General features: G+C 35.4%; 10 protein-coding genes and 2 tRNA genes. 5 read left to right on the top strand and 7 right to left on the bottom strand.

The annotated features are described in order from the left end of the window. Window positions 1-5: 5 nt before the first annotated feature. Entirely contained in the window at window positions 6-1,289 is a 1,284-nt protein-coding gene (yfmH, locus tag QM408_RS00175) for an EF-P 5-aminopentanol modification-associated protein YfmH (RefSeq protein WP_261150252.1), read from the bottom strand. Next, window positions 1,286-2,536 carry an EF-P 5-aminopentanol modification-associated protein YfmF gene (gene yfmF / locus QM408_RS00170; RefSeq protein ID WP_261150253.1) on the bottom strand — a complete coding sequence of 417 codons (1,251 nt, stop codon included), beginning with the start codon at window positions 2,534-2,536 and terminating at the stop codon, window positions 1,286-1,288. The genes yfmH and yfmF overlap by 4 nt, the downstream gene beginning before the upstream one ends. A gap of 158 nt (window positions 2,537-2,694) precedes the next feature. On the opposite strand from yfmF, the gene yaaA reads away from it, so the two are divergent. Beyond that, complete coding sequence (gene yaaA, locus QM408_RS00165) at window positions 2,695-3,063, top strand: S4 domain-containing protein YaaA (protein ID WP_000455896.1); 369 nt, start codon at window positions 2,695-2,697, stop codon at window positions 3,061-3,063. 2 nt (window positions 3,064-3,065) lie between these two features. After that, on the top strand, window positions 3,066-4,163 hold the full coding sequence (gene recF / locus QM408_RS00160; RefSeq protein ID WP_000266646.1) for a DNA replication/repair protein RecF: 1,098 nt from the start codon (window positions 3,066-3,068) through the stop codon (window positions 4,161-4,163). A 51-nt stretch (window positions 4,164-4,214) separates the two neighbouring features. On the opposite strand, the gene guaB is transcribed toward recF, so the two are convergent. Together guaB and trpS are read right to left on the bottom strand one after the other, a co-directional pair. Then, window positions 4,215-5,693, bottom strand: a complete 1,479-nt coding sequence (gene guaB / locus QM408_RS00155) for an IMP dehydrogenase (RefSeq protein WP_000073418.1) — start codon at window positions 5,691-5,693, stop codon at window positions 4,215-4,217. A 151-nt stretch (window positions 5,694-5,844) separates the two neighbouring features. Next, window positions 5,845-6,870 carry a tryptophan--tRNA ligase gene (gene trpS, locus QM408_RS00150; protein WP_000165449.1) on the bottom strand — a complete coding sequence of 342 codons (1,026 nt, stop codon included), beginning with the start codon at window positions 6,868-6,870 and terminating at the stop codon, window positions 5,845-5,847. A gap of 205 nt (window positions 6,871-7,075) precedes the next feature. On the opposite strand from trpS, the gene QM408_RS00145 reads away from it, so the two are divergent. Together QM408_RS00145 and QM408_RS00140 are read left to right on the top strand one after the other, a co-directional pair. Further along, window positions 7,076-8,698: an ATP-binding cassette domain-containing protein gene (locus tag QM408_RS00145; protein WP_000958774.1), complete on the top strand. Its 1,623-nt coding sequence runs from the start codon at window positions 7,076-7,078 to the stop codon at window positions 8,696-8,698. Window positions 8,699-8,757: 59 nt separating this feature from the next. Then, window positions 8,758-11,301 carry a YfhO family protein gene (locus tag QM408_RS00140; RefSeq protein WP_414373178.1) on the top strand — a complete coding sequence of 848 codons (2,544 nt, stop codon included), beginning with the start codon at window positions 8,758-8,760 and terminating at the stop codon, window positions 11,299-11,301. Between the two features lie 25 nt (window positions 11,302-11,326). On the opposite strand, the gene QM408_RS00135 is transcribed toward QM408_RS00140, so the two are convergent. Further along, window positions 11,327-13,969 (bottom strand): YhgE/Pip family protein, encoded by a 2,643-nt coding sequence (locus QM408_RS00135; RefSeq protein ID WP_414373175.1) that lies wholly within the window; start codon window positions 13,967-13,969, stop codon window positions 11,327-11,329. Between the two features lie 127 nt (window positions 13,970-14,096). Here QM408_RS00135 and QM408_RS00130 point away from each other — a divergent pair, with 127 nt between their 5' ends. Further along, window positions 14,097-14,639 (top strand): TetR/AcrR family transcriptional regulator, encoded by a 543-nt coding sequence (locus QM408_RS00130; protein WP_084947687.1) that lies wholly within the window; start codon window positions 14,097-14,099, stop codon window positions 14,637-14,639. A 40-nt stretch (window positions 14,640-14,679) separates the two neighbouring features. Here the strand turns inward: QM408_RS00130 and QM408_RS00125 are convergent. Then, window positions 14,680-14,753: transfer RNA gene (locus tag QM408_RS00125), tRNA-Asn, on the bottom strand. A gap of 5 nt (window positions 14,754-14,758) precedes the next feature. After that, window positions 14,759-14,830: transfer RNA gene (locus QM408_RS00120), tRNA-Glu, on the bottom strand. Between the last annotated feature and the right edge of the window lie 27 nt (window positions 14,831-14,857).

The following is a 14,857-nucleotide window of genomic DNA, read 5'->3' as shown; positions in this document are numbered from 1 at the left end:
AGTTACTACGATGGGAATATTGTAAAATCAACTATATCACCATCATCTATTAAATGATATCCAGCATCAAGGACATCCTCTAAAGTAATTTCCTGTAAAATCTTTGGCAAATCAAAGATTGTCTCACCTTGTCCAAAAGCATCATATTGCGTTGCAATAAATTCAAGAGAGTTCATGCTACTGAAAAATTCTCCAAACATCTCTCTTTTTATAATATCTAAATGATCCTCTGTAATATCTAAATCCTTTGTAAAATTACGAATAGCCTTTTTAAACTGATGAGATAAAGCAACTGGCTCTTTTGTATCCATTGTCAACATAACAAAATGAAAGCGACTTGTTACTTCAACTTCAAGAGATAAGGACGCATCAATTTTACCTGATTCATATAACTTTTGAAAACGATCCGAAGTCCAACCAAACATCATTGCAAACAATAATTTTAATAAAATATGATGTCGATAGCAATCATCCTCAGCAACATCTTGTTTACCTCTAACACCAATCGCTAGTTTAGGAGAAGATACTTCCATTCTCATACTGTCTGTTTGCTTTACATCTTTTAAAACAAACTTTTCTCTTGCTACTTCCTGAACATCTAAATCTTCCAGTTCTTTTCTTTCAAAATAGTCCTGTACTTGATCCACATCAAAATTACCAACTAAAAACAGAGACATGTTTACAGGTTTGTAAAATCTTGTAAAATTTTCTTGCAAATTAATTAGATTGATTTGGGAAATGGACTCCTCACTTCCAACTATATCAGTTGCTAAAGGTGTGCCAGGATACAAATTCGCTAGAGTTAAAAAGAATAAACACGAATCTGGATCATCTTGATACATTTCTCGTTCTTGCTGGATAATATCCTGCTCTCTTAAAATGGAATCTTCAGTAAAATGTGCTGATGTCACCAATTCATCAAGTAAATTTACATTCTCTAAGAGATGATCCGTTGCTGAAAAAAGATAGTTTGTTTTTGTAAAGCTTGTAAAGGCATTACTATCTGCACCTAGACTCGTAAAAGCTGACATCAAATCGCTAGCATCTTCTCTCTCAAATAATTTATGTTCAAGAAAATGAGCAATTCCTCCAGGATATTCTTTTACATCTCCGTCAACTTCTGTGACAAGCGTATCTACCGAACCAAACTGTACAGTTACACTCCCGTAAACCTCTTTAAATTCCTTTTTAGGCAAAAGAGCAACTGTCAATCCATTTGACAAACGAGTTTGATAAACCATTTCTTTTACAGCTGGATAGTATTTTTCTTCAAAAACAACCTTTGTCATTCTATTCCTTCCATAAAGTAAATCGCCTGTAGTTTCACATTATTAGCTGCTCTACAAATAGCCTCTTTGTCAACTTGCTCGAGTTTTGCAATCCAACTTTTAAAGTCTGCTGAAGATTTTCCAAGTAAGGCATTTTGATAAGCACGTTCAATCAATGAACCTTGATTATCTTGAGAAAGCAACAAAGACCGACGAATCATTTCCTTTGTCTGCTCTAGCTCAAGCTCTGTAAAATAACCTTTTTTTAAATCAAGTAATTGATTATTCATCATTTTTCTAGCCTGATTCCTATTTTCTCGATCAATGCCAGCATACATCCTCAAGAATCCACTAAACAAATCAAGCTGACTTGAAATAGTATAAGCCAATCCAGCATTTTCACGGACATTTGTAAATAGTTTAGAGTGAGCAAATACACCAAGTAAACCATTCATTACAATCATGGGTAAATGTTGCTCATCACCATATTCAGAAGGACAATGATAGCCCAACTCTAAAATGGACTGTCCCACATTTTTCCGAATCATACCCTCTTGCAGAATATTGGAATAAGGTTGACAATACTGAACCTTCACAGTTCCTTCTCGACCTTTAAAACCAAATGATTCTAATACATTTTGAATTTCAATCTCATTAAAATCACCTAAGAAAAAGAAATCTATTCGATCATTGGCCAAAAATTCTTGGAAACAAGAAGAAGAACTTTGTGGAGTTTCAGTTAAAATACGATTTCGTAAATCACTGTATTCCAATTGGAGACGTTCATCATGAAAAAATAATTTATCTAATTCTTTATGTGCAAAATAAAAAGAATCATCCATATCAGCTGCTAAACTTGCTAGCAATTGTTTTTTCTCAATTTCAAATAAGGCCGAATCAAACCCATTATCAACTACGACGGGGGAAAAAAGAGTTTCTTTTACTAGTTCCAAAACCTGAGAAGTTAGCACATTTTTCCTACTTAAAAACTCATCACGAACATAGGTAAATGTCAATTCTACAATATGACTTTGCCCTCTTCTAAAACAATTGGTTGACATATCTGTACCATATAGACTGGCCAAGTGTCTTCTCAAAGCTTGAGAAGTGGGGTACATCTGGTTGGACGTTTCTAGCATACTCGCACTCAACATGCGACCTGTAATCGTATCAAGAGATAATGGAGAGGTAAAACGCACGGTAATTTTGTTCGTTTTAAACTTCTTTGATTGGATAAAATGTGTTGAAATTCCATGCACTAACTCCATGATTTACCTCCTCATATACAGACTTCTATTATATCACGAAAACCTGAAATTTTCTTGTTCCCTGTAACACTTTTGAAATAAAAATCGCTTACATTTCTCCCTGTTTCTCTCACTATTTTTAGGAAAATATGGTATAATACCAAAGATTGAGGTGAATTATGGAATACAAATTATTTGAAGAATTTATTACCCTCCAAGCACTACTCAAAGAACTTGGAATTACACATAGCGGAGGAGCTATCAAATCATTTCTCTCTGAACATTCTGTTTACTTTAATGGGGAATTAGAGAGTCGTCGTGGTAAAAAACTTCGCATTGGTGATAAAATTGACATACCTGACATGAATATTGACATCTTATTGACACAACCTACTTCTGAGGAGCAAGAGGAATATCAAGCTGATAAAGTTGAAAAAGAACGGATCGCTAAACTTGTCAAAGAGATGAATAAGGGATTTAAAAGAGACAAATCGAAACCTACTTCATCACCTAAAAGCAAACAAGCTCCACGATTCCCTGGTAGATAATCATGTGGCTACAACACCTATCTCTCAAAACTTTTCGTAACTACAAAGAGACGAAAATAGACTTTAATCCTAAATTAAATATCTTTTTAGGACGCAATGCTCAAGGAAAAACAAATATACTAGAGGCTATCTATTTTTTAGCCTTAACTCGTAGTCATCGAACTCGAACAGATAAAAATCTCATTCATTTTGATGAGGAACAACTTCATCTTTCAGGTCTAGTTCAGAAAAAAACTGGATCCATTCCCCTAGAAATAGAACTAACACAAAAAGGCCGTGTGACAAAAGTTAATCATTTAAAACAGGCACGCCTTTCAGATTATGTAGGACACATGAATGTTGTCTTATTTGCTCCTGAAGATTTACAACTAATTAAAGGAGCACCTTCAGTTCGACGAAAATTTATTGATATGGAGCTTGGGCAAATTAAGCCAATCTATTTATCAGATTTAACCAATTATAACCATATTCTTAAGCAAAGAAATACCTATTTAAAATCAGCTCAAAAAATAGATGAAACCTTCCTTTCAGTACTAGATGATCAGCTAGTCGATTATGGATGTCGTGTAATGAATCACCGCTTAGATTTTATAAAAAAACTAGAGCATTTTGGTCGTAAGAAACATTTTGAACTTTCTAATCAGATTGAAGAGTTGTCAATATCCTATCAATCTTCTGTAAAGTCAACTGAAAAAGAAGACTTATCAGAATCTTTCAAAATTGCTTTAGAAAAAAGTAGGTCCAGAGATTTATTTAAAAAGAATACTGGTGTTGGGCCTCATCGAGATGACATTTCTTTTTATATAAATGGGATGGATGCTAGTTTCGGAAGTCAAGGCCAACATCGTAGTCTCGTCCTCTCGATAAAATTAGCAGAAATCGAATTAATGGAAAGTATTACTACAGAATCTCCGATATTATTACTTGACGATGTCATGAGTGAACTTGACAACACTAGACAGTTAAAATTATTAGAAACGATTTCTCAGTCAATCCAAACCTTTATAACAACAACAAGCTTAGATCATCTTCAAAATTTGCCAGAAAATCTAAGTATCTTCACTATTCAGGATGGTAAAGTTGCTGTAAATGAAAATTGACAACATTGTAAAAGAACTCCTGTTTTTACTGGAGTTCTTTTCATTGTTTTTTTACATAGAATAATTTGGTGCCTCATTAGTAATTTGTACATCATGAGGATGGCTTTCTTTCAAACCAGCACCAGACATTTCAATAAATTGAGCATTATCGTGTAGCTCTTTAAGGTTCGCTGCACCACAGTAACCCATACCAGAGCGAATACCACCAATCATTTGAAAGACAATATCAGCTGCCGCTCCTTTATAAGCAACACGACCTTCAATTCCTTCTGGAACAAGTTTGTTTGCTTCATTGACAGAACCTTGGAAGTAACGATCACTTGAACCTTTTTTCATAGCAGCGATTGATCCCATACCACGGTAAGTCTTGAACTTACGTCCTTGGAAGATTTCAGTTTCACCTGGAGCTTCATCAGTTCCAGCAAACATTGATCCAAGCATAACTGCATTTCCACCTGCAGCAAGGGCTTTTACAATATCTCCAGAATACTTGATTCCACCGTCGGCAATGATCGTTTTACCATATTCACGCGCAACAGCTGCAGCATCGTAGATAGCTGTTACTTGCGGAACACCAACACCAGCAATCACACGAGTAGTACAGATTGAACCTGGTCCAATCCCAACCTTGACAACATCTACACCTGCTTCGTAAAGTGCGCGCGCTCCCTCAGCAGTTGCAATATTTCCAGCAATCAAAGTACGATCTGGGAAGTGAGCACGAATCTCAGCAATTTTACGCAAGACACCTGCAGAATGACCATGTGCAGTATCAATAACAATCGCATCCGCTCCTGCCTCAAAAAGAGCCTCTGCACGTTCAAATGTATCTGAAGTAACACCTACTGCACCTGCAACTAGTAGACGACCAAACTCATCTTTAGCAGCATTTGGAAACTCAATAACTTTTTCAATATCTTTGATAGTAATCAAACCAGAAAGACGGCCTTCTTCATCTACCAACGGAAGTTTTTCAATACGGTGTTCTTGAAGAATGCTTTCAGCCGTTGCAAGATCTGTACCTACAGGAGCAGTAACAAGATTTTCACTGGTCATATGATTTGAGATTGGTTGGTTATAGTCTGAAATAAAACGAAGATCTCGGTTTGTCAAAATACCAACCAATTTACGATTTTCAAGTGTTTCAACAACTGGAACACCACTGATGCGATAACGACCCATAAGCTCATCTGCTTCAGCAATTGTATGTTCAGGCGTCAAGAAGAACGGATCAATAATAACTCCATTTTCAGAACGTTTTACCTTACGAACCTCGTCTGCTTGTTGAGCAATTGACATGTTTTTATGGATAACTCCGAGACCACCTGCACGAGCAATAGCAATGGCCATTTGACTCTCTGTAACTGTGTCCATGGCAGCGGTAATAATTGGGATATTTAAAGTCAAATTATCTGCCAATTTAGTTGTTAAATCAGCATCGTTAGGCAACACATGACTTTCAGCTGGAATAAGCAATACATCATCAAAGGTAAAACCTTTTTTCAAAAATTTAGTGTCCCAATTAGACATTCGAAGTTTCCTCTTTTCTTTCTTTTTGAGCTTGACTCTTTTTATATTGTATCTATCATACCATTCTATAAAAATTTGTCAAATATTACAGGGGTAAATAAAAAACTATCTTTTCTTTGAGATAGAAATGATAGTTTCTTGTAAAATAAACTTAGTTAAAGTAATTGAGTCCCATTGCACCTTTAACCTCAGATAGGGTTTGACCTGCTACTTCACGCGCTCTTTCACTACCTTTTTGAAGCATATTATAAACTTCTCCCATATCCTTAGCAAATTCGATACGGCGCTCACGAATAGGACCAAGTTCACGCTCTAATATTTCAAGTAGATAACGCTTGGTCTTCACATCACCAAGACCACCTCGTTGATAATGTTCTTTCATGTCAGCAATTTCTTGAGCATCTTCTGGACGACCAAAAACATCTAGATAATGGAAAACCATATTTCCTTCAATTTTACCTGGATCCTCAACGCGGATATGATCTGGATCTGTATACATACTCATCACTTTTTTACGCAAAGTATCCGCATCATCAGCTAAATAAATACCATTATTGAGTGATTTAGACATTTTAGCATTTCCATCTAAACCAGGCAAACGCCCTGCTCTCTCATTTTCTGGATAAATACCTTCCGGTTCTACCAAGACATCACAGTTATATGCATTGTTAAAAGAACGAACAATTTCACGAGTCTGCTCAATCATTGGTTTCTGATCTGTCCCAACAGGAACATAGTTGGCCTTAAAGGCTGTGATGTCAGCTGCTTGTGCAATTGGATAAACCAAAAATCCTGTCGGAATGCTTTCTCCAAATTCCTTCTGAGCAATTTCTGTCTTGACAGTTGGATTGCGCTCCAAACGTGCTAATGACACTAAATTCATATAATACATAGACAACTCAGCTAATTCTGGAATTTGGCTTTGAATAAAGATAGTTGATTTACTTGGATCCAATCCAACTGCAAGGTAATCCAAAGCTACATTTCCGATAGACTCTACAATGGTTTGAGGGTCTTTAGCATGATCTGTCAAAGCTTGTTGGTCAGCCAAGAACACAAACATATCATACTTATCCTCTTCCTGTAATAATACTCGATTTTTGAGACTTCCAACATAATGTCCAATATGCAATTTTCCTGTTGGACGGTCTCCTGTTAAAATAATGGGTTTAGTCATTTTGTTCTCCTTCGATATAGTCCCTTCAATTATAGCATTTTTTTAATGAAATAACCGTAATTTATCAAAATAAATCAGCCTTGCTATTTACGGATTTGTGTAAAGTATGCTGTAAATTTAATTTACACAAAATTGATAGATAAAAATTTGAATATTTCCGTATTTTCTAGTAGAATAAATATATTACATATATAGGAGAAAAACATTGCTTACAGTATCTGATGTTTCACTACGTTTTAGTGATCGCAAACTTTTTGATGATGTCAATATCAAATTTACAGAAGGAAATACTTACGGATTGATCGGTGCTAATGGTGCCGGAAAATCAACCTTTTTAAAAATTTTAGCTGGAGATATCGAACCTACTACTGGTCACATCTCTCTTGGTCCAGATGAACGTCTCTCTGTTCTTCGTCAAAATCACTTTGACTATGAAGATGAACGTGCCATTGATGTTGTTATCATGGGAAATGAAAAACTTTATAGCATCATGAAAGAGAAAGATGCCATCTACATGAAGGAAGATTTCTCAGACGAAGATGGAGTGCGTGCTGCCGAACTTGAAGGAGAGTTTGCCGAGCTTGGGGGATGGGAAGCAGAAAGTGAAGCCTCTCAACTCCTTCAAAACCTAAATATCCCAGAAGAATTGCACTATCAAAATATGAGCGAATTGGCCAACGGTGAAAAAGTAAAGGTTCTCCTCGCCAAAGCACTTTTTGGTAAACCAGATGTTCTTCTTTTGGACGAGCCGACCAATGGTTTGGATATCCAATCAATTACATGGCTAGAAGACTTCTTGATTGATTTTGATAACACTGTTATCGTAGTATCCCACGACCGTCACTTCTTAAACAAAGTATGTACTCACATGGCCGACCTTGACTTCGGAAAAATCAAACTCTATGTCGGAAACTACGACTTCTGGAAGGAATCTTCTGAACTCGCTGCTAAATTGCTAGCAGACCGTAATGCTAAAGCAGAAGAAAAAATTAAACAATTGCAAGAATTCGTTGCTCGTTTCTCTGCTAACGCTTCTAAATCAAGGCAAGCAACATCACGTAAGAAAATGCTTGATAAGATTGAACTTGAAGAAATTGTACCATCTAGTCGTAAATATCCATTTATCAACTTTAAAGCGGAACGTGAGATTGGTAATGATCTCTTGACAGTAGAAAATCTAACTGTAAAGATTGATGGTGAGACTATTTTAGATAATATCAGCTTTATCTTGCGTCCAGGTGATAAGACAGCACTTATTGGACAAAATGATATCCAAACGACTGCATTAATTCGTGCAATCATGGGAGACATTGACTATGAAGGAACTGTCAAGTGGGGAGTAACTACTAGCCGTTCTTACTTGCCAAAAGATAACTCGGCAGATTTTGCAGGAGGAGAGTCAATCCTTGACTGGTTGCGTCAATTCGCAAGTAAAGAAGAAGATGACAATACTTTCCTACGTGGCTTCCTCGGCCGTATGCTCTTCTCTGGAGATGAGGTTAACAAACCTGTAAATGTCTTGTCAGGGGGAGAAAAAGTTCGTGTCATGCTTTCAAAACTCATGCTCTTAAAATCAAATGTCCTTGTACTTGATGATCCAACCAATCACTTAGACTTGGAATCTATCTCAAGCTTGAATGATGGATTGAAAAACTTTAAAGAATCAATCATCTTTGCCAGCCATGACCACGAGTTTATTCAAACTCTAGCCAACCATATCATTGTTTTGTCTAAAAATGGCGTCATTGACCGTATCGATGAAACCTATGATGAATTCCTAGAGAATGCAGAAGTACAAGCAAAAGTTAAAGAACTTTGGAAAGACTAAAAAAATTCAAAACTCAGTTGGGTTAACCAGCTGAGTTTTCTAACATTTTATGAGGTAACATGAAATTATTTTTTAAAACATATTGGACCTATTTTGTTTCTTTCATCATTCCCATAATCATTATGATAGGAGTATATCTATCTCAAGGTATCTACTGGAATAGCGATACATCTCCACTATTAGGAGATGGGTTTCATCAATACGTTATTTTTGATATAGCTCTAAGAAATATCCTACACGGAAATGGTAGTTTGTTCTACACCTTTACAAGTGGCCTAGGATTGAATTTCTATGCCCTATCTAGTTATTACTTGGGTAGTTTCCTTTCACCACTAGTTTACTTTTTTGATATAACTAATATGCCAGATGCTGTCTATCTGACAACTCTCTTAAAATTTGGATTGATTGGACTGTCAACTTACTTTAGTTTAAATAAACTATTTCAATCGATTCCTAAGCCTTTAAAACTAGCTTTATCTACTTCCTATGCTCTGATGAGTTTCACTGTCAGTCAATTAGAGATAAAAACCTGGCTAGATGTTTTTATCTTGATTCCTTTAATTATAACTGGTTTACAGCTACTCATCACTGAAAAGAAATTCCTATTGTACTTTACAAGTCTGTCAATCTTATTTATCCAAAACTATTATTTTGGCTATATGACAGCATTGTTTCTTATTTTCTGGTATCTCTGTCAAATTTCTTGGGACTTTAAAACCCGAAAATCATCTTTTCTTGATTTCATAATCACCTCCGTTTTAGCTGGTATGGCTAGTTTGATTCTGACTCTTCCTACTCTGTTTGATTTACAGACACATGGGGAAAAATTGACTGAAGTTACAAAGTTTCAAACTGAAAGTAGCTGGTATCTTGATCTTTTTGCTAAGCAATTCATCGGTTCCTTTGATACAACAAAGTATGGGGCCATCCCAATGATTTTTGTTGGACTACTTCCCTTTATTTTGACCATTTTATTTTTTACGCTGAAATCTATTAAGTTTCACGTGAAACTTATCTATGCAATCTTCTTTACATTTCTAATTGCAAGCTTTTATATTGAAGTTCTTGATTTATTTTGGCAAGGCATGCATACTCCAAACATGTTTTTACATCGCTATGCTTGGATTTTCTCTACCTTGTTAATTTACACAGCAGCGGAAGTCTTAAATCGTCTGAAAGAAATTAAAATCTGGAATTTTTTAGTTTCGCTTTTTCTTATAGTAACAGGATTTTTAGCTACCATCTATCTAAAATCGCATTATTCTTTTTTAACAGATTTGAATATTCTGCTTACTCTTGAATTTTTGGTTGTCTATTCGCTTTTACTCCTTGCAGTTATCAAAAAGTTTATCTCTGTAAATCTATTTGCCATTCTAATCTCTTTATTTATAATGGTTGAAATGAGTTTAAATGCTTCATCTCAAATGGACGGAATTGCTAAAGAATGGAGTTTTGCTTCTCGAAGTTCATATAATCGAGATATCCCAGCTATGGAATCTTTCTCAACAGATATTGGAAATCAATTTACTCGTACTGAAAAACTACAAACTCAGACAGGAAATGACAGTATGAAATTCAACTACAATGGAATCTCTCAATTTTCATCTGTTCGAAATCGTTCAGCAAGCTCTACTTTGGATAAACTTGGGTTTAAATCCTCTGGGACTAATCTCAATCTCCGCTATGCAAATAATAGTATTTTGGCTGATAGTTTATTTGGTATCCAGTACAATATCTCAGACAGTCCTATTGATAAGTATGGTTTTAAAGATATCTATCAAAAAGATAATCTTACCCTATATGAAAATCAATACTCTCTTCCGATTGCATTTGCTAGTCAATCTGTTTACAATGATGTCAAGTTCACTGAACACACTCTAGATAATCAGGCCTCGTTTTTAAATCAACTTGCTAACGTCGATTTTGATTATTTTTCTCCAATCCCCTATGAAAAAACTGAAAATACTAATGATTTGACTAGTGTCACAAGTTCTTCAAATGAGGATGCATCAATACAGTATCAAATTGAAGTGCCAGAAAACAGCCAAGTTTATCTTTCTTTCACAAACCTTCACTTTTCTAATGACAAACAAAAAAAGGTTGACATCCTTGTCAATGGGAAAAAGAAAACTTTTACAACTGATAATGTCTTCTCCTTCTTTAATCTAGGCTATACAAAAGAGAAAAAGATTTTCAATATCAATGTTAGTTTCCCTGGAAATTCACAAGTATCATTTGAATCTCCTACCTTCTATCGTTTAGATACCAAAACTTTCACCGAGGCAATTCAAAAAATTAAAGAACAGCCTGTAACAGTATCAACTTCTAAAAACAAAGTTTTTGCTAGATATGATGTCCAACAAGATACATCTATTTTCTTCACCATTCCTTATGACAAAGGTTGGTCTGCCTACCAAGATGGTAAGAAAATAGAAATTAAACAAGCTCAAACTGGTTTTATGAAAGTTGATATTCCTAAAGGGAAAGGAACTATTACACTTTCCTTCATTCCCAATGGTTTTATTACTGGAGCAATCTGTTCCTTTACTTCTCTTTTACTATTTGGAATCTATAATCACAAACGAAAGTCATCTAAGACATAAAAAATCGACCAGTTGGTCGATTTTTTTAATCTTCTTCCATTTTCTTAGGTTGATAGGCTAACATACCTAAACAAATAAATAGTACTAATATAACGGCAAGGAAAATGACTTGATGATGAATATTTCCTGTCATAGAGATTGTTTGTCGTAATCCCGAAACTGAATAACTCATTGGTAACCAAGGATTAATGGCTCTAAAGAAATCATTTGTCAAAGCAAGTGGGTAAGTACCTGCACTTGATGCTAACTGTAATAAAAGCAAAATAAGAGAAAAGAAAGCTCCTATACGGCTATTCCATGTTGTTAAAGCGGTCACCATGGACATGAATACTAAACTTGTTAGGATAATGAGGATAAATGTTCTCATCTCATGATTTGCAGTTAGACCAATAAGATGAACTCCTCCATATACCAAAATTCCTGCTAAAATAGCTATCATACCATTTATTTCAGCTCTAGATTTCAACCAAGACCAACGGCTCTCTGGATGACGTCCTGAAGGCAGCTTCGCAAAGATCATATTTGTTGATATTGCTGCAACAAAAAGAGCAACTGATATCATATAAGGAGCCATTGCAACTCCATTTACAGGAACTTGATCATTGTCTGTTTTTGAAAGATTGAGTGGATTTGACAAAATCTCTGCATTTTGAGATTCCGTAGATGCTGATTTGAGTTGATCACTAGCATTACTTAGTCCTTTTCCTAAAGAAGCAACTCCTATCTGTAAATCTTCCAATCCAGAAGTTAACTTTGTTCCACCTTCTGCAAGTTTCCCAGATCCATCTGCCAATTTATTAGCTCCATTCTCTAATTGAGAAGCACCTGAAAGTAACTGACTGGATTTGTCTGCTAGTTGGCTAGAGCCTGACTGCAATTTATCAACTCCTGCTATCAATTCTTGACTCTTTTGATTCAATTGGTTAGAGCCAGTTGATAATTTTTCAATACCAGACACTAATTCTGGAGTTTTTTCAACTAATTTATCAACTCCTGCTGTCAAGTTAGAAGATTTTTGTGTCAAGGTAGTTGATCCTGAAACTAATTGGTTCAAACTACCTGTCAAGGTGGAATTTTTTTCACTTAGTTGACTTGCGCCCTGAGAAACTTTATCAACACCTGCAGTATATGCATTTACACCTGATGCAATCGACTGACTGGCAGGAACTAATTTACTCGTCACTGCTCCCTGTATTTCTGTTAATCCACTTGACAATCCTGTCAAAGAAGTAGAAGCAAGCGGTAATACTTGATTGGCTTGATTTTTTAATGTTGAAAGATTAGAAGATTGATTTTGTAAGTTTTCTAATCCTCCCTGTAAACCTTGTACTAAAGCTATAATTGACTGAGCCGATTGAATACTATCAGTCGAATTTTGAGATACAGAAGCGCTTATCTCAGCTTGTTGCTCACTTGTCAATGATTGATAAGCTGCTGTTGATTGAATATTGGCTAATGTAGTTGCTTTTTCAGACTGAGCACTTGCTAACATTTGATTAGAAAGAGAAACTATACTTGATAAAACAGAAGACAATTGTTTTGTATCTCCAACATCAATATTTTGAATAGCTTGATTTAACTGATTCAGACCAGAAGATAATTGATTAATTTGATCTTTTTGCCCAGACGAAGCATCTAACTTACTAGAAAGTTGTTGAATTCCTTCACTTAATTGCTCCACACCCATTCGAAGTGTAGCTGATTGACTAGATAACTGATTAGCACCTGTTGCAAGATTTCCCACTCCATTTGTATAGGCACTAACACCAGATGAAAATTGATTAAGACCAGTATTGAGCTGAGAAACACCCCCAGTATAGGCCTCTACACCAGTATATAACTGATTGATTCCCCCTACTAATTCAGGACTTTTAGAAGCTAATTGACCTAATCCGCTATCTAATTTACTTACTGCACCAGTATATGTAACTAAACCACTATTAAAATTCCCTAAGCCAAGATGAAGTTGTTCAACACCAGAAACATAAGCAGATAATCCTTTGGTAAACTGCTCCGTTCCATTTGAAAATGTTAAACTTGAATCTGCTAAAGAGTGTAGGTTAGTAGTCAATGTTTGACTTCCTGTCACTAACTGATTCGCTCCATCAGTTAATTTTTCACTACCAGAAGCTGCTTGATTCATACCATCCTTTAATTCGACCATCTTGTTAAATAAAGCTTTAGTATAGGTCTCAGTTACATTTGTAGAAACATTCTGCTTCAATTGTGTCATCGCAGAATCGCTCATCTTGCTGGCAATAAAACTATGACCACTTGAAGTCTGATAATCGATTTGCATTTGCTCTGGATGATTCGTTAAAATAGAAGCTGCTTTTTCAGATAAATCACTTGGTAAAGTCACTACCATATAGTAATCGCCATCTTCCAATCCCTTCTTTCCTTCATCTTCATCTACGAAATGAAAATCTAAGCTTTTATTTTCTTTTAAATTTGACACCATGTCTTTTCCTATAGCCATGGTATTACCGTTATAGGAAGCTTCTTTATCATTATTGACAACTGCCACAGGTAAGTCAGACACTTTCCCATATGGATCCCACATTGATGACAAAAATATGATATTGTACAGAGCTGGAATAAGAGAAATCCCTATCATGACAATAATAAAGGTTGGTTTTTTAAAAATTGCTTTCCATTCTTTAAACATATCTTCTCCTTTTTTAAATATATTGTCTAAAATTTTGATATAATAGATTATACATTAAAAAATCTAAATTACAAGATAAAAAATCCATTTTTAGACAAACAGTCTAATTTGTTTACAAGGAGGAAATATGCAAGAAAGTAACAAACGCTTAAAAACAAAGCGAACCATTGAAAATGCTATGGTACAATTACTGATGGAACAGCCATTTGATCAAATTTCTACTGTCAAGTTAGCAGACAAAGCCGGAATTAGTCGTTCCAGCTTCTATACTCACTATAAGGATAAGTATGATATGATTGAGCACTATCAAAGCAAGCTATTTCATACATTTGAATATATTTTTCAAAAACATGCTCATCACAAAAGAGACGCTATTTTAGAAGTCTTTGAATATCTAGAGTCAGAACCACTTCTGGCTGCCCTTCTTTCTGAAAATGGGACTAAAGAAATCCAAAATTTCTTACGAAATAAACTTCGTATCATGCTTAGTACGGATTTACAAAAGCGATTTATGCAACTGAATCTCAATACCACTGAATTAGAATATAGTAGCATCTATCTAACTCACGCACTTTTTGGTATCTGCCAAACTTGGATTGCACATGGAAAAAAAGAAAGTCCTCAAGAAATAACAGACTTCCTTATGAAAATGCTTGGTGATACAAATTGATACAAAAAGAGGAACACAGTTGTGTTCCCTTTTATCTATACTCCGCCAGTAGGACTCGAACCTACGACATCATGATTAACAGTCATGCGCTACTACCAACTGAGCTATGGCGGATAAAATAGTCCGTACGGGATTCGAACCCGTGTTACCGCCGTGAAAAGGCGGTGTCTTAACCCCTTGACCAACGGACCTTCTATCTGTAGCAGATATAACCATTA

Source organism: Streptococcus mitis (assembly GCF_047464965.1).
In the GTDB taxonomy this organism is placed as follows: Bacteria; Bacillota; Bacilli; order Lactobacillales; family Streptococcaceae; genus Streptococcus; species Streptococcus mitis_DU.
This window is presented reverse-complemented; position numbering and strand designations above follow the sequence as displayed.

What these genes read in the sequence shown, in the direction of transcription:
- guaB (WP_000073418.1), bottom strand. Translation starts at nt 5,693, where the DNA reads ATGTCTAATTGGGACACTAAATTTTTGAAAAAAGGTTTTACCTTTGAT.
- yfmH (WP_261150252.1), bottom strand. Translation starts at nt 1,289, where the DNA reads ATGACAAAGGTTGTTTTTGAAGAAAAATACTATCCAGCTGTAAAAGAA.
- trpS (WP_000165449.1), bottom strand. Translation starts at nt 6,870, where the DNA reads ATGACTAAACCCATTATTTTAACAGGAGACCGTCCAACAGGAAAATTG.
- QM408_RS00135 (WP_414373175.1), bottom strand. Translation starts at nt 13,969, where the DNA reads ATGTTTAAAGAATGGAAAGCAATTTTTAAAAAACCAACCTTTATTATT.
- yaaA (WP_000455896.1), top strand. Translation starts at nt 2,695, where the DNA reads ATGGAATACAAATTATTTGAAGAATTTATTACCCTCCAAGCACTACTC.
- yfmF (WP_261150253.1), bottom strand. Translation starts at nt 2,536, where the DNA reads ATGGAGTTAGTGCATGGAATTTCAACACATTTTATCCAATCAAAGAAG.
- QM408_RS00130 (WP_084947687.1), top strand. Translation starts at nt 14,097, where the DNA reads ATGCAAGAAAGTAACAAACGCTTAAAAACAAAGCGAACCATTGAAAAT.
- QM408_RS00140 (WP_414373178.1), top strand. Translation starts at nt 8,758, where the DNA reads ATGAAATTATTTTTTAAAACATATTGGACCTATTTTGTTTCTTTCATC.
- recF (WP_000266646.1), top strand. Translation starts at nt 3,066, where the DNA reads ATGTGGCTACAACACCTATCTCTCAAAACTTTTCGTAACTACAAAGAG.